Origin of the sequence: Thermodesulfobacterium commune DSM 2178 (genome assembly GCF_000734015.1) — a bacterium.
In the GTDB taxonomy this organism is placed as follows: domain Bacteria; phylum Desulfobacterota; class Thermodesulfobacteria; order Thermodesulfobacteriales; family Thermodesulfobacteriaceae; genus Thermodesulfobacterium; species Thermodesulfobacterium commune.
Genome location: NZ_CP008796.1, coordinates 993,860 through 1,018,785, shown reverse-complemented (window position 1 = coordinate 1,018,785; position 24,926 = coordinate 993,860). Strand labels below are relative to the sequence as shown.

Here is a 24,926-nt window from a genome sequence, read left to right as displayed (position 1 = left end):
TACTTATTTATTAGGGTTTCTACCGGGGTTAATTCCTCGGTAGAACCCCCCTTTTATCTCCAGAAATTATCATTCTTAGATTTGGGATTCTAATTTTTTATAATTAGAAAATTCATCGAAAATTAACATTTAATAAAAAAATTCATCGAAAATCAACATTTAAATTCATTCTGTCTCGGTAGTGTTTCATTAATTGTGTCTAAATTTTAGGGGGTAAGGGCTCCCTCTCCTGGGAAAAATGATAAAGTTAACCTCAAAATTAAGAAGGAGGGGAAGCCTATGAAAGATTTAAAAGACATGTATAATTTCATTGAAAATGAAGTTAAAAGAGTAGTAAAGGAAACCATAGAAGCTCTGGCTTTAGAAGAACGAAGAATATACCTTGATGAACATCCTGAAACTAAAGGAAATGGGTTTTATACCAGAAGTCTTATTACAAAGTTTGGTGCTCTGGATAATCTTAAAGTACCCAGAGTCAGAGAAGGAGATTTTAGACCGAAAATCCTTCCAGAAAAAAGAAGAGCATCTCTTGATCTTGGAGAAGTAATTCTTGGATTATTTGCTTCTGGGTCAAGTGTTAGAGATGTTTCTCGATTTATGGAAACGATTTATGGAGTTTATTACTCTCCTGCAAGTATTAGTCGACTTATAGAGGTAACGACTCAAGAGATAGATAGATGGAGGAATCGAGAGGTAGAGGAGGAGTATTTTGCTTTATATGTAGATGCTACGTTTTTAAGTGTAAGGAGAGGGAGTGTTAGTAAGGAGCCGGTATATGTGGTTGTTGGGCTTACGTATGAGGGGAGAAGGGAGATTTTGGGTTTTTGGCTTTTTGGTTCTGAGGGTGAGAGTGCGAATAATTGGAGAGAGGTATTGGTAGAGCTTAAAGGTAGGGGGCTAAAGAGGGTAGAGGTAGTGATAGGAGACGGATTGAGGGGACTAAAGGAGGCAGTGAGGATAGAAATTCCTGGTGCAAGATTTCAGCTTTGTGTACTGCATGCTGTGAGGGGTAGTTTAAGGAAAGTGAGGAATAAGGACAGAGAGAGGGTAGCAGAGAGCTTAAAAGGTATTTACAGGGCGGGGGATCGGGAGGAAGCGAGGGAGGGGTTGATGAAGTGACACTTGTCAAGAGAATTGTGTCTCCTTATAAAATCTCTTCACAAACATTTGCCTCAATTCGTATAAAGCAGACTTAATTAAAAGAAGTGGTTTTTGCCATCTCATTTTCTGAATCCGACTTACTGTTATGTATATCGCAACCTCTGCTGTCTTGATTGATTGAAAATATCCCCCTGTATTTACCCTTATCAGCTCTATCCTGCTATTTATATTCTCAACCACATTCGTCGTGTATATATACCTCCTCACCCCCTCAGGATATTTCTTATAAACAAAATAATGCTCCTTCTTTTTCAAAAGTCCCTTTATATAAGCTGGATACTTCTTCTCATAACTCTTACATAATTCCTCAAATCTAATTAAGGCCCTCTCATACTCCTCTATCCTCTTTATAATGCTTAACTCCTCATAAAATTTTTTAGCATCCTGCTTAGACATGTTCCTGTTGATGTTCCTTTGCATGTGTACAAAACAAAGCTGATGATCTGTCTCAGGAAAAAGGGCTTTTATGGCTTGAGTAAGGCCAGGAAAATCATCACTCACTATTACCATAACCCTCTTAACTCCCCTCTTTATCAAATCATTAAGTATCTGGAGCCAGTCCTCCTTCGTCTCTGAACCAAAATAAATGTAATAAGAAAGTAAATTTTTTCTTCCCTCCATATCTATCCCGATGATATTATAAATAACTGCTTTTCTGATTCTGTTGACTTCGGTATCTTTTATCTGAGTATGATAAGCGTCTATAAACATAGCAAACAAATTTTCTGGCAATTCTTTGGTTTTTAATTCTTTGGCTTGGTTATACAATTCTTCTTTAATTTCTTCTATTTGTTCTGGAGAGTAGGGAAGTTTCATAGATTGCAAGAGGGCTTTGATTTTATTGGGGGAGTAGCTTTGGAGAACGAGGTTAAGGATAAAGTCCTGGAAAGATTCATCAGCTTTTTGCCATTCAGGAGGAAGAATAGCAGGTCTGAATTCAGATTTTCTATCTCTTGGGACAGAGATACCAAGGTTACCTAAGAAACAGGCAAGTTGTCTTTCATAGTAACCATTAGCTTTATTATCAATACTATCTCTAAGGAATATTTCTCTTTCTTTTTTCATGAGAGCGTTTAAGAGGAGTGCAGCAGCCATTTTGATACCCTCTTTTGATTCAATTTTTGAGATTTCACTTAAAACTTTTTCTAAATCTAAGTCTAAGTTCCCCATTTTAAAGACCTCCTGGTTAGTTTAGTTTTTTAGGTTTTATGTTATCATTAATTTAAAAAATATTAAAAATTTTTATTATGCCTCTAAAATATTTTATTAAAAGACACAATTTATATTCTACTCCCCCCTCTCATACTCCTCTATCCTCTTTATAATGCTTAACTCCTCATAAAATTTTTTAGCATCCTGCTTAGACATGTTCCTGTTGATGTTCCTTTGCATGTGTACAAAACAAAGCTGATGATCTGTCTCAGGAAAAAGGGCTTTTATGGCTTGAGCAAGGCCAGGAAAATCATCACTCACTATTACCATAACCCTCTTAACTCCCCTCTTTATCAAATCATTAAGTATCTGGAGCCAGTCCTCCTTCGTCTCTGAACCAAAATAAATGTAATAAGAAAGTAAATTTTTTCTTCCCTCCATATCTATTCCGATGATATTATAAATAACTGCTTTTCTGATTCTGTTGACTTCGGTATCTTTTATCTGAGTATGATAAGCGTCTATAAACATAGCAAACAAATTTTCTGGCAATTCTTTGGTTTTTAATTCTTTGGCTTGGTTATACAATTCTTCTTTAATTTCTTCTATTTGTTCTGGGGAGTAGGGAAGTTTCATAGATTGCAAGAGGGCTTTGATTTTATTGGGGGAGTAGCTTTGGAGAACGAGGTTAAGGATAAAGTCCTGGAAAGATTCATCAGCTTTTTGCCATTCAGGAGGAAGAATAGCAGGTCTGAATTCAGATTTTCTATCTCTTGGGACAGAGATACCAAGGTTACCTAAGAAACAGGCAAGTTGTCTTTCATAGTAACCATTAGCTTTATTATCAATACTATCTCTAAGGAATATTTCTCTTTCTTTTTTCATGAGAGCGTTTAAGAGGAGTGCAGCAGCCATTTTGATACCCTCTTTTGATTCAATTTTTGAGATTTCACTTAAAACTTTTTCTAAATCTAAGTCTAAGTTCCCCATTTTAAAGACCTCCTGGTTAGTTTAGTTTTTTAGGTTTTATGTTATCATTAATTTAAAAAATATTAAAAATTTTTATTATGCCTCTAAAATATTTTATTAAAAGACACAATTTATATTCTACTCCCGATGAAGTTTAAGGAGAGATGGGGTAGAATATATCCGGAGGTAGTAAGGAAGTGGGAGGAGAATTTTAACGAGCTTACGACGTTTATGGGATATCCGGAGGAGGTTAGAAGGTTTATTTACACTACGAATCAATTAGAGAGGCTAATGAAGGATATCTTGATGAGGGCTAAGGTGATAGAGGTATTTTCGGGAGTGGATTCAGTTTGTAAGGTGGTATATTTGGTATTGTTGGAGATGAACGAGAGATACAGGGGTAGGAGTTTACCTGGATTTCAAGAAGCGATATCTAATTTTAGGAGGGAGACTTCTTACCCAAAATTGGCAGACACAATTAAATAAACACTATGGAAAATAATTCTATATATTTTTACAGTCTTGAGAACAGGTTGAACTACAGAAAAATAGTCCTTGGAATTGAAAAGGAAATAACAGGGAATATTTTATGATTTTGCATCGAACCTGGTTTTCTGCCAAAATTTGAATAAACTTAATGAATGCTACATAATGAAGATATTTTTTATTAGCTTTTTTAAAATCGATTGAAGGTTTGATGCAGATAAAATAAAATTCAGGTTGTGGATAAAATTATAAATTGTTTTAAAATTTTTATGTATAAAGCTTTTGCATGTAATTTTTTTATGTTCTTTGACAATTGGGTTTCATCTGAACCATGTGGGATATAAAGAAAGAAGAAGAATTTTTGGAAACTTCCTCATGCGTGTTTCATCTGAACCATGTGAGATATAAAGCAATTTCACTCTTCGGTTTTTGAGTAGCAGTAGTATAAGTTTCATCTGAATCATGTGGGATATAAAGGGAACTCCCAAATCAATTGGCAATGTTAGAAATATTTTGTTTCTTTAGAAATTAGTAGTATACTTTAGTTAATGTATTCTTTTAACTTTGGAATACATTCGTATACCTGCTATGTTGAGTTTGTCTTTAAAGTCTATCATAGGTCTTCTCATCGGTCCTTTGATGGTTTTATTTTTTATTACATTTTTAGTTGTTTTTTTAGTTGTTGTGTTTTTAAAAACTTTAGTAGAAGCCTATTTGATTCCTTATCTTATTAAAAAAGAAAAAAAGGAGATATTTAAGAAGGCCTCTTAAAGAAAAACTTAAATATCTCCGTTAATGTTTTTATTTATTTCTTAAATAAATATTTCTCAAGTATTCCGGTAGAAGTTGAGCAGGATAAGTTTTTTCTCCAATTTTATCTAAATGCCACCACCAGTGGTCAAAAGGATACTTTTGAGGATCATCAAATAAGTCAGAAGGATCTGCCCCTTTTTGTAATACAACTTCTATTAACATAAGATCAGCGATTTGTACATCCTCTTCATCATCAAGACCTTGTTGATGAATTTCCTCTCTTGTTTCTAAAAGGGCAGGTGCAGAAGCATAATAAAGAAGATCGTCAGGAAATTCACAGAATAAAACCCAACTTTTTATTAATTCACTTTGATAAGAATCGTAGGCTAACTTGATCTCACCTTTTAAAGCTTTTTCGTAAACCACTCTAAGATATTCAGGAAGGAGTTCCTGGGGATAGGACTTTTCAACAATTTTATCTAAATGCCACCACCAGTGGTCTTGAGGATACTGCATCGGCTCATCAAAATACTCTATCAACCCTTTTCCTTTTCTAAGCAAAGTTGTAATAAGGTTTAAATCTGCTTTTTTCACCTTTGCTTCACTATCAAGCTCTTGTTGATGGATTTTTTCTCGAATCATAAAAAGATCTAAATCAGTAGCATGATATCGAAATTTAAAACAAGGAGGTTCACATAACAGACACCACTCGTTAATAAGCTTGTTTTTCATGTTTCTATTCTATTGCATAATAACTTTAATTATCCTTGAATTATTATATCAAGCTTATAAAGATTGTCTAATTTTATATTACATGTTAAGGTAAAAATATCCCTCTACAAGATGTAGAGATGCTTTTCTTTTTTTGAGAGGACTGTTAGGTTTAAAAGGGCAACTCTTTATTTTGTTTACAATTAAAAGAACACTACGGATTAAATCTGATGCCTATCTTACTCTTTTTCTAAAGTCGAGGAAAGGTTTAAAATAAATAGGAAACCTTGATAGAGCCTTGGTAGGTGGTCCTGACCAAGGCTTTCTGTCGATTTACTGATTCATTTTGCTTAAAAAGTCTTGGTTGCTTGAGGTGTCTTTCATTTTTTCGATAAGGAACTCCATACATTCTACTGAAGACAGAGGCGAGAGGACCTTTCTTAATAACCAGACTTTATGAAGAATATCAGGAGGTAATAAAAGTTCTTCTTTCCTGGTACCACTAAGATGGATGTCTATGGCAGGCCAGATCCTTCTATCAGCCAAGCGCCTATCTAAGACTATTTCCATGTTGCCTGTACCTTTAAACTCTTCGAAGATTACTTCATCCATACGGCTTCCTGTGTCTATAAGACAGGTGGCAATGATGGTGAGGCTACCTCCTTCTTCTATGTTTCTTGCAGCGCCGAAGAATCTTTTGGGTTTGTGTAAGGCATTGGCATCAATTCCTCCTGAAAGAAGTTTTCCGCTTGAAGGAACTACCACGTTATAAGCCCTGGTTAAACGGGTAAGACTGTCAAGTAAGATTACCACGTCATATTTACACTCAACCAATCTTTTGGCCTTTTCTATAACAATTTCAGCAACTTGGGTGTGCTTTTGAGGTGGTTCATCAAAGGTAGAGCTTACAATCTCAGCCTTGGGGACGATTCTTTGCATTTCTGTTACTTCTTCAGGTCTTTCATCTATCAAGAGAATGATTAAATATACATCTGGGTAATTAGTTACTATTCCATTGGCGATATTCTGTAACAAGACCGTTTTTCCTGTTCTTGGAGGTGCAACGATAAGACCTCTTTGTCCTTTCCCTATGGGAACAAATAAATCTATAATCCTGGTTGAAAGATTATCTGGGGTGGTTTCTAACCTAAGCCATTGGTTAGGATGGATAGGGGTAAGATGGTCAAAAGGAGTTCTGGTTCTAACTATTTCTGGTGGAAGATAGTTAACTTTTTCCACCTTGGCTAAGGCAAAATATTTTTCTCCTTCCTTAGGTTGTCTAATGTAACCTAAGATCGTATCTCCGGTTTTTAGACCCAACTTTCTTATTTGTGGAGGAGAAACGTAGATATCTTCTGAACTTGGAAGATAATTGTAGTCGTTAAACCGCAAAAAGCCAAAGCCTTCTGGTAAAACTTCTAAGACGCCTTCTACTATGATCTCTACCCCTTTATTAAGTAAAGTGCTTATGATGTTGTAGATTACATCAGATTTTTTATAATAGTTATAGATGTTTTCTATGTTTAATTGCTCTCCTATAGAATAAAGCTCTGTAAGGGTTTTTCTCCTAAGTTCTGAAAGATAGATTGGACTACCTAGTTCTTCAAGAACTTTGTCTACATTGTCTTCCGAAGAAACGATATTTTTTCCTTTTTGGCTCTCTTCCATCGGCAAACTCCTTTGATTTAATTTTTAGACATTTAAAGAAACCTAATAGTTGAAAATTTTTAGATTAATCCAAAGATAGATTCTCACAGGTTTAAAAAAATTAAAATAAGCTCCCCGGGCAGGACTCGAACCTGCAGCCTATGGGTTAACAGCCCACCGCTCTGCCGATTGAGCTACCGGGGAATACTTCAATGAGTTATTCATAAAAATAAATTAAAATCATATTTTGTCAAGGCCTTTGATAGGATTAACATTAAAATTTTTTTTAATCATTCAAAGACTAATAACAGGATAAAACTACATAGGCAGAAAGTTCTACTGTTTGTTCTTGTTTGGGGCTTGGAGGCTCTATCGTTGCTTTTTCTTCAGAAAAACTTTTTAATAAAGAGGCTTTTTGGATGACGATACCATCACCACGTTGGTCAAGGTTTAGGGTAGTGATATGACAGGATTTATTAAGGGTTTTAGAAACCTTTTCGGCAAATTTTATAGCTTTAGTTATTAAAGTTAACTTTAACTCTTCTGTAATGGTTTCCAGGTCTTTTTCTGTTATCGTCCAGTAGGTGTTGGTTACAGAAAAATCGAGTTTATCACCATATATCTTTTTAGCCTCTTCAAACATAGAGTAAACCTTGGTTTGTTCGTCGGGATCCTTTAGCTCAAAAACATAAGAAAGGAAGCCTTTATAACCATAGCATACTTGTTTATCTTTTATCCATTGACAGTCTTTGTATATATTGTACCTTCCTCCCTGGTATTTTACCCCTAAGGCCTTCACTTTTTTGTCTATCGTACCTAAAAGGTTTATGACTTCTATCTCCTTAGGTAAAGGTTGGGTAGATGCTTCAACAGCAAGCTTCAACACATTCGGTATGATTTCCTTTTTTTCTTTGAGTGAGGTTGAAACAGTAGTGATTTTAGGATGACTACTTTTAGTTTCTGCGTAAACTAATCCCTTGTTTAAAACCAAGGTCACCCAAGCTATTACCATGAAAATTATCATTGACAAGCCTTTTTTATCCATCCTTCCCTCCTTATCCTCTGATGGTAAGCTTTTATAACATTTTGAAATTAAAACCTCTTTTTGTCAACCTATCGATCAGTAATAAAAATAAAGAAGGTGTCTTGTAATTTTGGAAGATTATAATATCCTTTATTTATCATGGATTGGATAAAGCTGATAGACCCTCTCAAAAATTTGGTTTTAGAAGTTGGCAGTTTTCAAAAACAGTCTTATTTTTCTTCGGTTGAGGTTTTTCATAAAGGAAAAATAGATCTGGTAACCTCTGTTGACCTTAAGTCTGAGGAAAAGCTTAAAGAAGGTTTGAAACGGATTTTTCCTTCTGCTTCTATTTTAGCTGAAGAAAGCTATCACCCTGAAAAAGAGTTGCCCGAGGTTTTTTGGTTGGTTGACCCGTTAGACGGAACTACCAATTTTGCTCATCGTCTTCCCTGGTTTGCTATCTCAGTGGCCTTGATGCAAGGTAAAACACCGGTTTTAGGGATGGTTTATAATCCGATGACAGACGAACTTTTTTATGCAGTACGAGGTCAAGGGGCCTACCTAAACGGGAATCCTATTAGGGTTTCTTCGGTAGATAACTTGTTATCTTCGCTTTTATGTACTGGTTTTCCTGTATCTAAAATCATGGATAGTCCTGATTTGTTTATCCCTTTATTTAAAGAGTTTATGACAAAATGTCAGGGAGTTAGACGTTTTGGTTCTGCTGCTCTTGATTTGGCATACGTTGCCTGTGGAAGGTATGAAGGTTTTTGGGAACCCTATCTTAAACCCTGGGATACCGCAGCTGGAATCCTTCTTGTGGAAGAGGCAGGGGGTAAGGTTACAGATTATTTAGGTAACCCTTACCATCCTTTCCTAAACACCATAGTGGCTTCAAACAGTCATATTCATCAAGCTATGATAGAGATAACCTCAAAATACCATCTAGATACCTTTAAACCGTATAAAAATCCTTTTCCTACGGTAGATATTATCATTAAGTTTGGCGATGGAATCGTGTTAATCTATAGAAAAAATTACCCTAAAGGGTGGGCATTACCTGGAGGTTTTGTAGACTATGGAGAATCCCTGGAACAGGCAGCGATAAGAGAGGCTAAAGAAGAGACTAATTTAGACATAGAGCTCGAATATCTTCTTGGTTGTTATTCAAATCCTGACAGAGACCCAAGGTTTCATACTATTTCTACAGTATTTGTGGCTAAAGGTAAAGGGACGCTTAAAGGAATGGATGATGCTAAAGAGGCTCGAGTATTTAAGTTAGAAGAAATTCCATGGGATTTTTTAGTTTTTGACCATGCACAGATCCTTAGAGATTTTTTAAAAAAAGAAAGAGAGGAATTTTAGTGAAGTTAGCTAAGTGGTTAAATTTAATAAAGACAGAGCTTAAAGAGGATCCAAAAATTTTAATTTATGATCAGGGAAAAGAAGTAACTTTTTTTTTTGGAAGAAATTTTAGAGCCCTATAAGGTAGAAATAATAAGTGTGGAAAGGCTGGAGTTTTCTAAAGAAGACCTTTTTCAGTTGGTGGTATTGGTGGGGAGAGGAGGAGAAGATCTTTCGTTTCTTTTAAACAAAGTTAAAGAATTCTACGAAGAATCTAAGGTATGTGTAGTTTTAAATTTTTTAAAAGAGGAAGATATAGCACGTTATTTTGACTTAGGCGCAGATGAAGTTGTTTTTAAACCTTTTACTATAAACGAACTTAAAGCTAGGTTGGCTAAACTTTTTAAAGAATATTACCTGGATAAAAAAATAAAGCGTTTTTTGATAGAAGACCCTTTGACAGGGGTTTATAACAGGAGGTTCTTTGAAGAAAAACTAAGAGAAGAAGCCTATAAAGCCCTTAGGCAAAGACATCCTCTTAGTTTAATGATGCTAGACCTTGACAATTTTAAATGGTATAACGATAATCTTGGACATCAAGAAGGTGATGCTTTACTAAAGCTGGTAGGGGAAACTCTTTTAAATAGTGTAAGAGCAGGGGTAGACCTGGTTTTTAGATATGGAGGAGACGAGTTTGTTATCTTATTACCGTATACTACCAAAGAGCAAGCTGTTCAGGTAGCTGAAAGGATTAAGAAAAACTGGGAGATATATAACATCCCTAATGTTAAGATTTCTATTGGTATTGCTCAGCTAGAAGATAAGGGGGATTTAGAAAAGTCTATAGAAAATATGCTTGCAACAGCAGATGCTTTGATGTATTCTGAAAAAAAGGCTAATAAAAATTTAATTTAATCAAGTTTCAGTCTTAATATTTCTAATCTGGGGTTGACCTTTTCTATTTTAACGATTATTTCTTGCCCAGGATTGAGGTTTTCTTTGAACCCTATCAGGTCTCCTGTAAGGTTAAAATCAACCAGGTATACTTTGGCCCTTTTGTTTTGTACCTGCAAAACCAGTCCTTGTAAAGGTTGGTCTTTAACCTGGGTTTGCAAGTATTTAAGTAGAAAATATTTTTCTCTTTTGTTTTGAAGAAAGGTTGCTCTTTGAAGGTTAGTTTGCAATTCTGGTAAAAATTGGTTGAGTTCCTTTTCTGAAAGAGGAGGGGTACCAGCGATAAGAGCCTTTAGCTGATATTGGTTTACCAGGTCTGCAAACCTTCTTATCGGAGAAGACAAGGTAGCATAAGCTTCAAGTCCTAATCCAGAATGATATTCTGGAAAAAGAGAAATTTCAGATTTCGCAAGATATCTCAGTTGAAGGAGCTTAAGATAAAGGTTTTCTTCAAAGTTTTCTATTACTTCTATGGGTTTAGGTTGGGAACGAAAAATTCCAGGAATTTGATTTTGTTGGAGTAGTTTGGCTCCTAAGTAGTTGGTAAGAACCATAGCTTCAGCCACCAACATTCTGGCAGGGGTCATTTCTACCTTGAAAACTGAAATAGTCCCATCCTCAGACACCTTAACCTCAACCTCAGGCAAAAAGATAGCGATAGCCCCATTTTCTTCCCTTTTTCGTTTAAACTGCATAAGAAGTTGATAAAGTTTTTGCCAGAAAGGTTCTCCAGAACTGAGATATGAGTCTACCTCTTTATAAGTAAGTCTCTTTTTTACCTTAATAAGAGAGGAGGTGGCTTTAAATTCTTTAAGCTCTCCGTCTTTTTGCAGGTAAATCTTAAAGGTTAAGGCAGGCCTTATTTCTCCTTGTTTTAGACTAAATTTTTCGTGAGAAAGGGAAAAAGGTAGCATGGGAATGATTTTTTCAGGAAGATAAAGGGTTAAAGTTCTTTCTAAAGCACCATTCCAAAGAGGGGTCCCAGGTTTTATAAATCCAGCCACATCTGCGATATGAACATAAATTAAATATCCCTCTTTTGTCTCTTCAAAACTTAAGGCATCATCAAAGTCTTCTGTCTCTTCAGCGTCTATGGTAAAAGTCTCTAAATGTGTTAAGTCTTCTCTAGGCTCATCCTCTAATGAGGAACGAGAAATCTCTTCCGCCTGTTTTATTTCTTCCAAACTAAAGTCTAAAGGAAATTTGGTTTTCAAAAGCTCTACGTTTTCGTCTTCGTCAAACAGGTTTAGCTTAACTAATAGGTCAAAAATCTGATTTTGTTCCTTAATTTCTGCCTTTTCTAAAACGTCTTTAACCATCTTTCCCGAGGAACTTTGCTCTTCCCATAAAAAATATTCTTTTAAAGCAGTTCCCCAGAAGTCTATAGTTTCTTGGTCAAACTTTTCTATAGATCCTGCTTTTAAGGATTTTATAAACTCTATACCTTGGTTTAATTTTTTTAATCTTTCGAGTTCTTTTTCTCTCCTATGAATTTCCCTTTCTACTTCCTCTCGAGGCATTATTTCTACTTCGTTAGGTGCTTTTAATTTAAAATAAAGTTTAGCCTCGCAGACCTTTCGTAAAAACCCTGCGATTTCGTCTTCTTCTGGTACTTTTCCCAGGAAAAGTTCTACCAGGTCTTTAGCTAATAAAATGGGTTGTTCTTCGTCAACTACCACTTCCCAAAGTTCTTCTAAGTTAAAAATATCTTTTAGTTTTTCTCTTTTTTGATTTTTTTCTCTTAAAAGGGTCTCCACCTGGGTTAGGTCTTTTGATGAAATTGGTTTTTCTTCAAAGGATACCAAAGCATGGTAGTTGATGGACTCTTCTTTGCCAGAAGGTAAAACTATATGAAGGCGTTTCCCTTTTACCTCTTTAACGTAAGCGGTAGTTATTTTTTCTCGATAGAAAATATCTACTACCTTATTTTTTAAAAAAATAAGGTCCATCACTCCGCAAGTAATAAGGCTTCTTTAAGGTTTAACGTACCTTCATAAAGGGCTCTCCCAGTTATAACTCCCATCAATCCTAACTTTTCATAAGGTTTTAATTTTTGAATATCTTCTAAAGTAGAAACCCCTCCCGCTAAAATAATAGGATGTTCTGAAAACTGAAGTGCTTTTTCTAATCTATCTACTTCTACCCCTTTTTGGGTACCATCTCGTTCTATAATGGTTAGAATAATCGCAAAAAGCTTAAGGCCTTTTAGATTTTTTATAAAATCCAAATAGTTCACCTCTGATGTTTCCAACCATCCTGCTATGGCTACCTTTTCACCTTTTACGTCTACACTTACGATTATTTTCTGAGGATATCTATTACATAAGGTTCTTAACCAATCAACCGAAGAGACAGCTTTAGTTCCTAAGATGACCTGAGAGACCCCATTTTTTAGATAGGTCTCTACATGCTCTTCTGTTCTTATCCCTCCTCCTACCTGGACAGGAATGTCAAGACCTTGGGCAATTTTTATTACCAGGTCTTTATGGACTGGTTTCCCCTCCTTGGCACCATCAAGGTCTACTATATGAAGTCTTTTAGCTCCTTGTTGTCTAAAAAATCGGGCATATTCTTCAGGGTTTTCTCCATATACTTTAGTTTTCTCATAATCTCCCTGAAAAAGCCTTACTACCTTATGATTTCTTAGGTCAATAGCCGGGATTACCAACATTTGTTACCTCTTGGCACCAGGAAATTTTTGTAAAAGAAGTTCAATTCCATTTTCAGCCAGTTCCTTAGCGGTAAGCCATTTAATTTTTTTGTAGATTTTAAGGTTTAATAGGTTTTCACTTAAAGGTTTCTGGGTCTCGTCAAACATTTCTGCCCAGACAATTTTTCCTGAAGAACCATCATAAAGTACCAAGACAAAGGCCACACTTGCTGGCTCGTTTACAGAAAAACCACTCCCTTGTCTTTCCTGGTAGCGATAAATCCTTCCGTAAAGGATAGCATCTACCCCGGTTTTAGAGGCTAACCTTTTAATAAATTCAGAAAAACTTTGGCTTTCGGCAAGTGTTTCTAAAATCAGAGTTTCAGCCTCTTGAGGAACAAGAAATTTAAACTGATAAGGAAGGTTGGCAGTTAGTAACCGTTCTTTTAATACTTGGCTAAGGGTTTCTGAGGCTGACATCTTGATGGGACCTGAAATTATTCCTTTAAAAGGTACTATGAAAATTTCTCGTTGCTCTGGATTGTAATATTCGAAGGGAAGAATTAGAATGGTTTTAAAAGAGGTGATCGTAGATTTAGTTTGAGGAGGAGAGGTTGCACATCCTCCACAAAGTAAAACCAAACATAACCCAAGGTAAAAAAGAAGTTTTTTCATAAAAACCTCTCAGTTAATTTTTAGTATTATCACGTATTATAACATACTAAGCAGGTTTATCTACTAAAACAGAAAAAAACAAAAAAGCCTTAAAACATAAACAGTTTTTAAGTGGTATTAAAAAAATAAAACCTCAAGTTGACGAAAGGGAGTTTTATTAATATATTTGCATTATATTTTCAAAAAAATTAAAGGTTTAGGAGATATGCTACAAAATTTAGAAAGTTTTATCCAACGGATCTTTAAGTTAAAACAAAGAAATACCGATGTAAAAACAGAGTTTATAGCAGGTTTTACCACGTTCATGACGATGGCTTATGTGCTTGCTGTAGTACCTTCTATCCTTTCTAAAACGGGAATGCCTAAGGAATCTCTTTTTACCTCTGTAGTTTTGATGTGTATGTTTTCTACTTTTTTGATGGGAGTTTATGCTAATTTACCTTTTGCTTTAGCCCCTGGGATAGGACTATGTGCCTTTTTTACTTATACCGTGGTTTTAGGGATGGGATACTCTTGGCAAACAGCTCTTACTGCTGTGTTTTTAGAAGGAATAATTTTTATCTTCCTTACAGTTACCAACCTTAGAACTGCTATCGCTAAAGCTATCCCTGAGAATTTGAAAAGAGCAATTTCTGTAGGTATAGGCCTTTTTATAGCCTTTATAGGGCTTCAAAATGCTCACATCGTGGTTAAAAATCCTAATGTTCTCGTTCAACTTGGAGACTTAACCAACCCTGAAGCCTTTTTAGGGCTTTTAGGAATAATTATTACAGGGGCTTTACTTTTCTTTAAGATAAAAGGGGCTTTGCTTTTAGGTATCCTTATTACCGCAGTCTTGGGGATTCCTTTGGGAGTAACTCGATTAGAGGGTTTTCAATTTCTGTCTTTACCTTTCTCTTCGTCTTCAGTTTTTTTTAAGTTTGATTTTAGTAACATTTGGTCAGGGGATTTTTTAATTATCATGCTCACCTTTCTTTCTATAGATCTTTTTGATACCATCGGCACACTTATAGGAATTTCTACTAAAGCAAGACTTGAAGAAAGATTCGAAGAAAGTATAAGCTTTAAACGAGGGCTTTTGGTAGATGCTATAAGCACAACCTTAGGGGCTATTTTGGGGGTTTCGACAGTTACTGCTTATATAGAAAGTGCTTCGGGAGTTACAGAGGGAGGAAGGACAGGACTTACTTCTGTTTTCACTGCTTTCTTTTTCTCTTTAGCTTTGTTTTTTTCTTCTCTTTTTTTATTAATTCCTCTTGCTGCTATAACTCCTGCTTTGGTGTTGGTAGGGCTTTTTATGTTAACCGCCATCAAGGAAATAGATTTTGAAGATTACACCGAAGGATTGCCTGCCTTTTTAACCATCATGTTCATGCCTTTAACTTTTAGCATAGTAAACGGCATAATCATCGGAGTATTAAGCTATGTCTTTTTGAAGCTTTTATCTGGTAAAAGAAGAGAAGTTCCTATCCCTACCTTTTTGATAGCCTTGTTTTTTATAGTTAAACTAATAATAGGTTTTTAGGTTTATGATAACTTTGGTTTACAACGTGATAGATGGGGTTATAATTTTAAATATTAGGTCGATCCTATGGATCCTTTAAGTTTGCTTGAAAAGTACGGCAAGGGGAATCCAGAGTTTTTAAATCTTATCGTTAACCACTCTCAGGCAGTTGCTAAAAAGGCTCTAGAAATAGCCAAAAAATTCCCCCAGGTAAACTTAGATTTTGTTTATAAAGGAGCTATGTTGCATGATATAGGATGTTTTTTTACTTATTTCCCTAAGTTTAATGAACAAGCTACAGAGCCTTATATTAAGCATGGAGTGATAGGTAGGGATATTCTTGAGAAAGAGGGATATTTAGACCTCGCTTTGGTTTGTGAAAGACACATAGGGGTGGGTATTACCAAGCAAGAGATCATAGAAAAAAAACTTCCTCTTCCTCTAAGAGATATGGTACCGCAGACCTTAGAAGAAAAAATCATAGCCTTTGCAGACAAATTTTTTTCTAAGGTTCCTGAAAGGGTAGATAAAGAGAAGTCGGTAGAGGAGATAAAAAAGGAACTTAGGAAGTACGGAGAAGAGAAAGTTCGTATCTTTGAAACTTGGTATAAAGAATTTCTTAACAAGGAGGAGAGTTTATGAGTAAGTTGGTTATTATTGGAGCAGGTGCAGTTGGGACAAGTTGTGCCCATTGGGCGATGGTTAAAAATACTGCCCGTGAGGTCGTTCTTATCGATATCATACCAGACCTTGCTAAAGGTAAAGCTTTAGATTTGGTACAAAGTTCCCCCCTTTTTGGATTTTCAGGAAAAATATGGGGTACAGAGGATTTTTCAGCTCTTGATGGTGCAGACGTAGTAGTTATTACCGCCGGCAAGCCAAGACAACCAGGGATGTCAAGGGAAGATCTGATAAGCATTAACGAGAAAATAGTAAGTTCTTGCGCAGAAAATGTTAAAAAATATGCTCCTCAAAGCATAGTAATCGTAGTTTCTAATCCTCTTGATGCGATGGTTTATGTAGCTTTTAAAGTAACTGGGTTCCCTAAGGAGAGGGTTATCGGAATGGCAGGAGTGCTTGATTCAGCTCGTTATCGTTATTTTTTAGCAGAGGCTTTAGGGGTAAGTCCTAAGGACGTTCAAGCCCTGGTGATGGGAATTCATGGAGATCTGATGCTTCCTTTGGTGAGATTGGCCAATGTGTCTGGGATTCCTGTTACCGAACTTCTTCCTAAGGAAAAAATAGAAGAGATAGTTTATAGGACTAAGTTTGGTGGAGGAGAAATTGTTTCTTACCTTAAAACAGGTAGTGCTTTCACCACACCAGGCCTTTCTGTGATAGAAATGGTTGAAAGTATTTTAAAAGATGAAAAACGGGTGTTAACCTGCTCTGTTTACTTAGAAGGGGAATATGGAATCGAAGGGGTTTTTTTGGGAGTACCTGTGGTTTTAGGAAGAAAAGGGGTAGAAAGGGTGATAGAATTCAAACTCTTGCCTGAAGAACAAGAGGCTTTAAAAAGGTGTGCCGAACACTGTAAAGAACTGCTTTCGTATTTGTCTATTAAGTAAAGGAGGTGCAATGCTAGGTGGTAAGCATCTTTTCCAAATCATCTTTATAGCTGTTTGTACTATTTTGGGTGGTGGCATTTTGTTTTATTTTTATCCTGAAAAAGGCTACGTTTTTCCGTTATTAGGTGGGGCTGCAGGTTTTTTTCTTGGTGTATTGGTTATTTTTATAGAAAAAAGGATAAGAGATCTACCTTTTCTACAGTTGTTAGGGAGCTCCATTGGTTTGCTGGTAGGATTAGGGGTTGCTAAACTTTTTTCTTCTGTATTCCATCAGGTTTTAGGCAACACGGTTTGGGAGATTTTTCTTTATGTCATGAGTATGTTAGGATTAGGATATTTAGGTCTTGTTCTTGGAGGTAAAAAATTTCAAGAATTAAAAGTTTCTGACATGATAGAAAAGATTTTAGAAAAGATAGTTACTAAAGCTCTTACTCCAATTTCCACCGTTTCTAAAAAATTAGCTAAAAAGGATTCTCAAAGGGATTGGCTTAAAGAAAATTTAAAGGTGCTTGACACCAGTGCTATAATAGATGGTAGAATTGTAGATGTAGCAAAAGTAGGGTGGGTTGAGGGTAAACTTATAGTACCCAAGTTTATCTTAGAGGAGATTCAATTTTTATCAGACAGCACCGATCCTATCAAAAGAGAAAGGGGACAAAGGGCTTTAGATTTACTAAACGAATTAAAAAATCTTCCTAAAGTAGACTTAGCAATCGTGGAAACTAACTATCCTAAAATGTCTACCGATGAAAAACTTATCAAGTTTTGTAAAGAAACAGGGGCTAAACTAATTACCACAGATTATAACTTAAATAAAATCTGTCAGTTAGAAAAGATAGAGGTACTTAACATAAACGACCTATTCTTGGCCTTAAGACTTCCGGTACATCCAGGTGATGTACTTAAAATTTATATACTAAAAGAAGGTAAAGAAAAAGGACAGGGAGTAGGTTATCTTGAAGACGGAAGCATGGTGGTAGTAGAAAATGGAAGGGCTCTTATAGGAAAAGAGGTAGAGGTGGTGGTAACCAACCTTTTACATTCTTCAAGCGGAAGGATAATTTTTACTCAGATAAAAAAACATGCCTAAAATTTCGATTTTACCAGAAGAGATAAGAGGAAAAATAGCCGCGGGAGAGGTGGTAGAAAGACCTGCTTCCGTGGTAAAAGAATTGGTAGAAAACTCTTTTGATGCTCAAGCTTCTTATATCAGGGTAGTGATAAAGGAAGGAGGGTTAAAAGAGATTTCTGTTTATGACGACGGAGAAGGGATGGATTTAGAAGATCTAAAGCTTTGTTATCACCATTTTGCTACCAGCAAAATAAAAAATCTTGCCGATGTTTTTAAGATAGTTACCTATGGATTTAGAGGCGAAGCCCTTGCCAGTATTGCTCAGGTCTCAAGGATGTCGATAGCAAGCCGAAGAGAGGGACAGGATATAGCCTATCAGATAGAGGTTGAAGGAGGTCAAGAGTTAAACATAAAGCCTGTTAATCTTAAAAAAGGGACTGTGGTAGTGGTCAGAGACCTCTTTTTTAACCTACCTGCAAGAAAAGCCTTCCTTAAGTCTCCTAAAACAGAAACTTTAAAAATAACCGAGGTGGTTAAGGGATTAAGTCTTTCCCATCCTGAAATCAGGTTTGAGCTTAAAACCCAGGACGAAAAAGAAAAAATACTTTTTTCATGGGAAGGGGGGACTTTACCAAGGCTTTTACAAAAAATAACGGGAATCGATCAGAAATATTTTAAAGAGGTTCGATTAGAAAATCCACCTTATATCATAGACTTAATCCTTACCGATACCTCCTATACCCTTCCTCATACGAAATATATCTGGATATTTGTAAATCAAAGATGGATAAAAGACGAAAAAATAGTTAAGATCCTTCTTACTGCGTTAAAACCGTTTTATGGAAATCTTGGTTTTCCGGCAGGAGTTGTATTTATTAAAGCTCCCTATCATCTGATAGATGTAAACGTACATCCTGCTAAATGGGAGGTAAGGTTTAGAGATGAAAAAGCTTTACATCAATTGTTGAGTTCTGCTGTAGAAAAGATTTTTTCTGAGAAAAAGTTTTTTTACCGAGAAACTTTTTATGACGAAAAGTTAAATACCAAAGAAGACATTTTGGACTATAAAAATGATTGGCAACCTTTGGTTTCTTTAAGAAAAGAGGCTTTATCTATCTCTGAGTTTCAACTACCAACGTTTAAAACCAGGGATTTTAAATACTTAGGAAGTTTTTTGCAAACCTATCTCTTGGTAGAAAGGGGAGACAAACTTTACTTGATAGACCAGCATGCCCTTTCAGAACGCTTGATGTTTGAAGAATTAAAGAGGAGATATAAGAAAGGAGCTTGTCAAGAATGTCTGTTTCCTTTATCTTTAAGGTTGACCCAAGAGGGATTAGTTAATTTTAAGAATAAAAAGGAAGCTTTAGAAGAGATAGGGTTTGGTTTTGAGGTGTCTGAAGATAAAGTTTTTTTAACCAAAGTCCCTGCAGGTTTTGATGAGGAAGTGAGAGAGGTGTTAGAAGACCTTTTAGAAAATGATTTTAGAGATCCTAAGGTTTTATTAGATGAGGTTTTGGCAGGTTATGCTTGCAAGCTTGCTAAGAAAAAAGGAGATTTTCTGCACGAAGCTGAGGTTTATCAGTTATTAGAGAGGTTTTTTGAAGATAACCTTCAAACCTGTCCTCATGGGCGTCCTCTTTACTGGATGATCGAGGTCTCTGAAATAGAAAAAAGATTAAAACGTAAGCTATGAAGATACAGGGATTGGTGGTCTTAGGACCCACTGGAGTAGGGAAGTCTGAGGTAGGATTATTTTTAGCCAAACATTTAGACGGAGAAATCATAAACTTTGATTCTGTACAGTTTTACAAAGAATTAAATATAGGTACAGCTAAACCCACGGAGGAAGAAAAAAAAGAGGTCCCTCATCATCTTTATGATGTTTTAGACTTAGAAGAAGAGTTTAACGCCGCAAGGTTTGTAGACTTAGCTGATAAAGTTATAGCCGAGATACTGACCAGGCGAAAACTTCCTATCTTAGTTGGTGGTACAGGACTTTATCTTAGGGCGTTAGAATATGGCCTTTTTTCGGTAGAGATACCTGAGGACATCAGAAAAGAAGTCCAAAAAAAGGCAGAACAAAATTTAGAGGAATTATACGAAGAGCTTAAGAAGGTTGACCCTGAATATGCCCACAAAATTTCGCGTAGAGATAAAGTGAGGATTACCAGGGCTATGGAGGTCTTTTATGCCACCGGAAAGCCTTTTTCCTCTTTTCATAAGGAAAATCCTTTTTTTCATAAAAAGCGGTATAATTTTCTCAAAATAGGTTTGCTTTTACCCAGAAAAGAGCTTTATCAACGGATAAATCAACGAGTTCTCAAGATGATTGAGGCAGGGTGGATAGAGGAGGTTAAAAGGCTTTTGGAAAGAGGTTTTGGTCCTTACTTGAAGGTGTTTAGAGCGATAGGTTATGGATACTTGATAAAATATTTAGAGGGAGAGATTAACTTAGATGAAGCAATAACCCTTATTCAAAGAGATACAAGACGTTATGCCAAAAGACAGATTACCTGGTTTAAAAAAGAACCGGATGTAGTTTGGTTTTCGCCCGAAGAGAAAGAAAAAATCTTAAACTGGGTAAAAGAGAGGTTATCATGGAAAGCATGACAGGTTTTGGTAAGGCCAGTTTTCAGATAGATAGTTTTAAGGTTACGGTGTACATAAAAAGTGTAAATTCGAAATATTTAGACCTTTCTTTAAAATTACCTAAAAGGTATACCTTTTTAGAAGAAAAGATAAGAAAGCTGATAATAGAGCACGTTTCTCGTGGAAAAGTAGAAGTTGTGATAAAGCATACAGGAATTCCTGCTGAGGGGAGAGAGGTCTTTTTAGACCTTCAGACAGCTTTAAACCTTAAACAGGCCTTGGAAACATTAAAAGAAACCTTAGATTTTGAAGAAGTATTAACTTTTTCCGATTTTTTGAGATTTAGAGAATATCTTATGTTAGAAGATAAAGAAGAGGAGGTTGATAAACTTTGGGAAGAGGTTTATCCACCTTTAAAGGAGGCTTTAGAACAACTTAAAGCCTCAAGACTAAAAGAGGGGATGTACTTAAAAGAGGTATTAAAAAAACACTTAGAAGACTTAAAGAAACAGATAACTGAAATAGAAACCTTAAAACCTCAGGTAATCCAAGAGAACACCGAAAAATTAAGACTTAGGCTTCAGAAATTCGCAGAAGAGATAGGAGTTAGAGATTTAGACGAAAATAGATTTTATCAGGAACTGGTATATCTTCTTGATAAGATAGATTTTACCGAAGAACTAAACAGACTAAAGGTTCATCTTAAACATTTTGAAGAGACATTAGAAGAAGATTTCCCAGGGAAAAAGCTTGACTTTTTATGTCAGGAAATGTTTAGAGAGATTAATACTTTGTCTAATAAAGCACAGTCTTCTGCCATTTCTTTGGTGGCGGTAAGGATAAAAGATTTGATAGAAAAATTAAGGGAACAGGTTCAAAACATAGCTTAATAATTTTTAGGAGGGAAAAATTGATATCCAAGGTTAAACTTTATTCAGAGCTTTTAAAGTTTGAACACACGGTTTTTGCCCTCCCCTTTGGTCTGGCAAGTATATTTTTACTCTATCAAGAAGTTCTTTCTTGGAAAAAAGTCATCGCTATTTTGATAGCTATGATCTCAGCCAGAACCTTAGGGATGGCTTTAAACAGGTTAGTTGATAAACCCTTTGATGAAAAAAATCCGAGAACCAAGATCTGGCCTCATGCAAGCGGCTTGGTAAAAGATTGGGAAATAAAACTCCTTATTTTTATTAGCGGCTTGGTTTTTATAGGAAGTTGTTATGCTATTAACCTGTTAGCTTTAGCCTTAAGCCCAGTTGTGATTTTTTTCTTATGGTTTTACCCTTATGCTAAAAGGATAACCTATTTTCCTCATTTAGTCCTTGGGGTGGTTTACTTTCTTATTCCAATAGCCGTAGATATAGCCTTAAACGAAAGGGTCAGTTTGATTGCCTTTTTGTTAGGTTTGGCTATGGGGTCCTGGGTTTCTGGTTTTGATGTGCTTTATAGCCTGCAGGATTATGAGTTTGATAAAAATGTAGGGCTTAAGTCTATTCCTGTTAGATTTGGGATAGCCAAGGCTCTTAAAATAGCCAGACTTCTTCATGGTATTACCTTCTTTTCGTTAGTTTTAGTAGGGTTAGTTTATCCTAAGACTACCTGGATTTATTATCTGGGCCTCTTTTTGATCACCCTTTTTTTAGTCTATGAGCATCGCTTGATAACCGAAAAGGATCTTTCCAAGATAAACAAGGCTTTTTTTACGGTAAATGGTTTTATCAGTTTTGTTTTTTTGTTAGTGGTTTTACTAAACGAGTTGTACTATACTTTTGGGTTAAAAGGATAGATGAAGGTATTAGCTTTTATCAACCAAAAAGGTGGAGTAGGTAAAACTACGGTATGTGTTAATCTTGCCCGGGCTCTAACCTTGGAAGGTTTTAAGGTCTTAGTGATAGATTTTGACCCTCAGGCCAACGCCTCAAGTGGTTTAGGAGTTAGGGTCAAAAAACAACAAAGCATCTATCAGGCAATCATAGAAGAAAAAGTAGAGCCTTTTATCAAACAGCCGTTTTCAGGTCTCTATCTTTTGCCTTCTTCGATAGACCTTGTAGGGCTTGAGATAGAGCTGGTAGATTATCCTCAAAGAGAATATGTGCTTAGAAACCTTATTGAAAAAGGGACTTATTTGCAACAACCGATAAAAGAGTTTTTCGATTTTATTTTTATCGATTCACCCCCTTCTCTTGGTTTGATAACCGTTAACATCCTAACAGCTTCTCAGGGAGTAGTTATTCCTCTTCAGTGCGAATATTATGCCTTAGAAGGGCTATCTTTATTGGTAAGAACCATAAAGGGAATTAAAAAAAGTTTAAACCCTGAATTGATGCTCTTTGGGTTGGTTTTAACAATGTATGACGGAAGAAATCGTCTTTCTCATGAAGTAGCTGAGGAAGCAGAAAAACATTTTAAATGGATTATTTTTAAGACTCGCATCCCAAGAAGTGTAAAGGTTAGTGAAGCACAGAGTTTTGGAAAACCTGTTATTGATTATGATAGACAAAACAGGGTTTCACTTGCGTTTAAAGAGTTATCCTTAGAGTTTCTTGATAGAATAAGGGAGAGACAAACTTTGGGATAAGATGTAAGTAATGGTAGTACAACTTTCTTGCTATTGAAGATTTACGAGAATGTGAAATAATATAAGAACTAAAAGTTAACAAGGTTTTAACATGTCAAAGATAAACTTAAGCGAGACTGCCAGAAATTTAGCTCAACCAATATTGCTTCCTTTGGTAAAAGTACTCTCTGGTCTTAACGTCCACCCCAATGCTATCACCATCCTTTGTTTTTTGGGGTTTGTTTTAAGTTCCTTTTTTATAGCCTATGGAGAGTTTGTGGTAGCTGGTATTCTGCTACTTCTTTTTGCTCCTCTTGATGCCTTAGATGGTGCTTTAGCCAGGTTTACCAACAAAGTCTCACCTTTTGGGGCTTTTTTAGACTCAACTTTAGATCGTTATGGAGAAATATTTATATTTTTGAGCCTTTGTTATTATTTTATTGCGTATAATCAGCCTTATCAGGCTCTTCTAAGTTTTTTAGGGATTACAGGGTCTTTGATGGTAAGCTATGCCCGAGCAAGGGCAGAAGGGGTAGGGTTTGAATGTAAAATCGGAATGTTTACCAGGTTTGAAAGGATCACCTTTTTGATTATAGCCCTTATTTTTGATCTAATTACGGTGTTTTTGGTGGTAATTTCAGTTTTTACACATTTAACTGCCATACAAAGGATTTTGTATGTATACAAAAATCAAAAAAGGAGTTAAAAGATGTGTTTGGCCTATCCTTATAAAATAGTAGAAGTAAAAGACGAATGGACAGCCGTTGCTGAGGTTCAAGGAGTAAAAACTGAGGTAGCCCTTCATCTTCTTCCTGAAAAGGTAAAAGAAGGGGATTGGGTGTTGGTGCATGTAGGTTTTGCCATTAAAAAACTTAGTGAAGAAGAAGCTCAAGAAAGTTTGAGGTACTGGGATGAAATACTCAGGCTCACTCAACCAAACGTGGAATAGCTTTAAAGACCCTCAAAGGGTAAAAGTTTTAGCGGACCTCATTAAAAGAGAGGTAGAGAGTTTAGGTAACCCCGTAAACATTATGGAGTTCTGCGGGGGGCATACCCATGTTATCTTGAAAAACGGCTTAGATGAGCTCCTTAAAGGTTATATCAATTTTTTACATGGACCAGGTTGCCCGGTATGTGTAACTGCTTTAGAAAGGGTAGATTTAGCCATTGAACTTGCCAAATTACCTGATGTTATCCTCTGTACCTATGGAGACTTGATGAGAGTTCCTGGTTCTAACAAGATTAGTCTTTTAACCTTAAGGGCTGAAGGCTACGAAGTGCGCCCCCTTCCTTCATGTCTGGAAGCCATAAAAATAGCCCAGGAGTTTCCTAATAAAAAAGTAGTGTTTTTTGCCATAGGGTTTGAAACCACCGCACCTCATACCGCAGTTCTTATCAAACAAGCCCATCAATTAGGTATCGCAAACCTTTGGGTGGTCTCAAACCATATTTTAGCCATAGAAGTCCTTGATTATCTCTTAAAAAGTGAGGAAAAACCTTTTATAGAGGCTTTTATAGGCCCAGGTCATGTAAGCACCATCACAGGGACAAAAGTCTATGAACCGATAGTGCAAAGATACGGAACTCCGATCGTAGTCTCAGGTTTTGAGCCTTTAGACCTGTTGCAGGCGGTTTATCTTATAGTAAAACAGAAAAAGGAAGGAAGATGTGAGGTAGAAATCCAGTATACCCGTACGGTGGATAAACAGGGCAACTTAAAGGCTCAAGAACTTTTAAAAGAGGTTTTTGTGATAAGGGATTCTTTCCCTTGGAGAGGTTTAGGTGAGATACCAAACAGCGCTTATGCCATAGCACCTAAGTATGAATCCTTAGACGGAGAAAAGTTTTTTAATCTATCTCTTCCTTCTTCTAAAGAACATCCTCAGTGCTTGTGTGGAAGGGTTATAAAAGGGCTTAACAAGCCTACTGACTGTAAACTTTTTGGTAAAGCCTGTACTCCTCAAAATCCTATAGGTCCTTGTATGGTATCCTCTGAAGGGGCATGTTTAGCCTATTTTAAATACAGAAAACAGTTAAATTAAAACTCAAAAGTGTTATAAAAACTCGTCTTTTTTGTAATCCAAGAAATAAAAAAAGGGAGCCTTAA

General features: G+C 36.0%; 24 protein-coding genes, 1 tRNA gene and 1 pseudogene. 17 read left to right on the top strand and 9 right to left on the bottom strand.

The features are described 5' to 3' along the window. Positions 1-279: 279 nt before the first annotated feature. Entirely contained in the window at positions 280-1,119 is an 840-nt protein-coding gene (locus HL41_RS05090; RefSeq protein WP_051754514.1) for an IS256 family transposase, read from the top strand. Positions 1,120-1,125: 6 nt separating this feature from the next. Here the strand turns inward: HL41_RS05090 and HL41_RS05085 are convergent, their stop codons facing one another. Further along, entirely contained in the window at positions 1,126-2,331 is a 1,206-nt protein-coding gene (locus tag HL41_RS05085) for an IS256 family transposase (RefSeq protein ID WP_038549648.1), read from the bottom strand. A gap of 126 nt (positions 2,332-2,457) precedes the next feature. Next, positions 2,458-3,303 (bottom strand): annotated as a pseudogene (locus HL41_RS05080) (IS256 family transposase); the annotation flags it as partial. Positions 3,304-3,429: 126 nt separating this feature from the next. Here HL41_RS05080 and HL41_RS05075 point away from each other — a divergent pair. Further along, a complete protein-coding gene (locus HL41_RS05075; protein ID WP_081856481.1) occupies positions 3,430-3,768 on the top strand; it encodes a transposase in 339 nt (112 codons plus the stop codon). 564 nt (positions 3,769-4,332) lie between these two features. Further along, entirely contained in the window at positions 4,333-4,539 is a 207-nt protein-coding gene (locus HL41_RS05070; protein WP_144241970.1) for a hypothetical protein, read from the top strand. A 30-nt stretch (positions 4,540-4,569) separates the two neighbouring features. Here the strand turns inward: HL41_RS05070 and HL41_RS05065 are convergent, their stop codons facing one another. The 4 genes from HL41_RS05065 to HL41_RS05050 all read right to left on the bottom strand — a co-directional run bounded on the left by HL41_RS05065 (position 4,570) and on the right by HL41_RS05050 (position 7,924). Further along, complete coding sequence (locus HL41_RS05065; RefSeq protein ID WP_038060766.1) at positions 4,570-5,253, bottom strand: hypothetical protein; 684 nt, start codon at positions 5,251-5,253, stop codon at positions 4,570-4,572. Positions 5,254-5,565: 312 nt separating this feature from the next. Continuing rightward, a complete protein-coding gene (gene rho, locus HL41_RS05060; RefSeq protein WP_038060818.1) occupies positions 5,566-6,819 on the bottom strand; it encodes a transcription termination factor Rho in 1,254 nt (417 codons plus the stop codon). 191 nt (positions 6,820-7,010) lie between these two features. Next, positions 7,011-7,083: transfer RNA gene (locus tag HL41_RS05055), tRNA-Asn, on the bottom strand. A gap of 97 nt (positions 7,084-7,180) precedes the next feature. Continuing rightward, entirely contained in the window at positions 7,181-7,924 is a 744-nt protein-coding gene (locus HL41_RS05050; protein WP_038060763.1) for a hypothetical protein, read from the bottom strand. Positions 7,925-8,062: 138 nt separating this feature from the next. On the opposite strand from HL41_RS05050, the gene HL41_RS09930 reads away from it, so the two are divergent. Both HL41_RS09930 and HL41_RS09060 read left to right on the top strand, forming a co-directional pair. Then, on the top strand, positions 8,063-9,268 hold the full coding sequence (locus tag HL41_RS09930; RefSeq protein ID WP_081856479.1) for an inositol monophosphatase family protein: 1,206 nt from the start codon (positions 8,063-8,065) through the stop codon (positions 9,266-9,268). Positions 9,269-9,364: 96 nt separating this feature from the next. After that, a complete protein-coding gene (locus HL41_RS09060) occupies positions 9,365-10,162 on the top strand; it encodes a diguanylate cyclase (protein WP_051754511.1) in 798 nt (265 codons plus the stop codon). Here the strand turns inward: HL41_RS09060 and HL41_RS05035 are convergent. Genes HL41_RS05035 through HL41_RS05025 form a run of 3 tightly spaced genes read right to left on the bottom strand, consistent with a single transcriptional unit; the run spans position 10,159 to position 13,526 of the window. Next, positions 10,159-12,150, bottom strand: a complete 1,992-nt coding sequence (locus tag HL41_RS05035) for a ribonuclease catalytic domain-containing protein (RefSeq protein ID WP_038060760.1) — start codon at positions 12,148-12,150, stop codon at positions 10,159-10,161. The two genes, HL41_RS09060 and HL41_RS05035, sit on opposite strands and share 4 nt — an antisense overlap. Next, positions 12,150-12,872 carry a 1-(5-phosphoribosyl)-5-[(5-phosphoribosylamino)methylideneamino]imidazole-4-carboxamide isomerase gene (gene hisA, locus HL41_RS05030; protein ID WP_038060757.1) on the bottom strand — a complete coding sequence of 241 codons (723 nt, stop codon included), beginning with the start codon at positions 12,870-12,872 and terminating at the stop codon, positions 12,150-12,152. Before hisA ends, HL41_RS05035 begins: the two co-directional genes overlap by 1 nt. 3 nt (positions 12,873-12,875) lie before the next feature. Further along, positions 12,876-13,526, bottom strand: coding sequence for a hypothetical protein (locus HL41_RS05025; protein WP_038060754.1), 651 nt, complete (start codon positions 13,524-13,526; stop codon positions 12,876-12,878). A 229-nt stretch (positions 13,527-13,755) separates the two neighbouring features. On the opposite strand from HL41_RS05025, the gene HL41_RS05020 reads away from it, so the two are divergent. From HL41_RS05020 to hypD, 12 genes are all read left to right on the top strand, one after another. Beyond that, complete coding sequence (locus tag HL41_RS05020; protein WP_038060810.1) at positions 13,756-15,051, top strand: NCS2 family permease; 1,296 nt, start codon at positions 13,756-13,758, stop codon at positions 15,049-15,051. Positions 15,052-15,117: 66 nt separating this feature from the next. Beyond that, complete coding sequence (locus HL41_RS05015; protein ID WP_038060751.1) at positions 15,118-15,672, top strand: HD domain-containing protein; 555 nt, start codon at positions 15,118-15,120, stop codon at positions 15,670-15,672. Next, positions 15,669-16,598, top strand: a complete 930-nt coding sequence (gene mdh, locus HL41_RS05010) for a malate dehydrogenase (protein WP_038060748.1) — start codon at positions 15,669-15,671, stop codon at positions 16,596-16,598. The genes HL41_RS05015 and mdh overlap by 4 nt, the downstream gene beginning before the upstream one ends. A 10-nt stretch (positions 16,599-16,608) precedes the next feature. Further along, complete coding sequence (locus HL41_RS05005) at positions 16,609-17,688, top strand: PIN/TRAM domain-containing protein (RefSeq protein ID WP_051754510.1); 1,080 nt, start codon at positions 16,609-16,611, stop codon at positions 17,686-17,688. Beyond that, entirely contained in the window at positions 17,681-19,366 is a 1,686-nt protein-coding gene (gene mutL, locus HL41_RS05000; RefSeq protein ID WP_038060745.1) for a DNA mismatch repair endonuclease MutL, read from the top strand. The genes HL41_RS05005 and mutL overlap by 8 nt, the downstream gene beginning before the upstream one ends. After that, the gene (gene miaA / locus HL41_RS04995) at positions 19,363-20,283 is read left to right on the top strand and encodes a tRNA (adenosine(37)-N6)-dimethylallyltransferase MiaA (RefSeq protein ID WP_038060743.1); all 921 of its coding nucleotides are present in this window, start codon (positions 19,363-19,365) and stop codon (positions 20,281-20,283) included. The genes mutL and miaA overlap by 4 nt, the downstream gene beginning before the upstream one ends. Continuing rightward, on the top strand, positions 20,271-21,152 hold the full coding sequence (locus HL41_RS04990; RefSeq protein ID WP_038060740.1) for a YicC/YloC family endoribonuclease: 882 nt from the start codon (positions 20,271-20,273) through the stop codon (positions 21,150-21,152). Before miaA ends, HL41_RS04990 begins: the two co-directional genes overlap by 13 nt. 23 nt (positions 21,153-21,175) lie before the next feature. Then, on the top strand, positions 21,176-22,048 hold the full coding sequence (locus HL41_RS04985) for a UbiA-like polyprenyltransferase (RefSeq protein WP_038060805.1): 873 nt from the start codon (positions 21,176-21,178) through the stop codon (positions 22,046-22,048). Beyond that, positions 22,049-22,840, top strand: coding sequence for a ParA family protein (locus HL41_RS04980; RefSeq protein ID WP_022855861.1), 792 nt, complete (start codon positions 22,049-22,051; stop codon positions 22,838-22,840). It begins immediately after the preceding gene. Between the two features lie 91 nt (positions 22,841-22,931). Continuing rightward, positions 22,932-23,525, top strand: a complete 594-nt coding sequence (locus HL41_RS04975; RefSeq protein ID WP_038060736.1) for a CDP-alcohol phosphatidyltransferase family protein — start codon at positions 22,932-22,934, stop codon at positions 23,523-23,525. 3 nt (positions 23,526-23,528) lie between these two features. Next, positions 23,529-23,768 carry a HypC/HybG/HupF family hydrogenase formation chaperone gene (locus HL41_RS04970; protein WP_038060732.1) on the top strand — a complete coding sequence of 80 codons (240 nt, stop codon included), beginning with the start codon at positions 23,529-23,531 and terminating at the stop codon, positions 23,766-23,768. After that, the gene (gene hypD / locus HL41_RS04965) at positions 23,731-24,861 is read left to right on the top strand and encodes a hydrogenase formation protein HypD (protein ID WP_038060729.1); all 1,131 of its coding nucleotides are present in this window, start codon (positions 23,731-23,733) and stop codon (positions 24,859-24,861) included. Before HL41_RS04970 ends, hypD begins: the two co-directional genes overlap by 38 nt. Positions 24,862-24,926 lie beyond the last annotated feature (65 nt).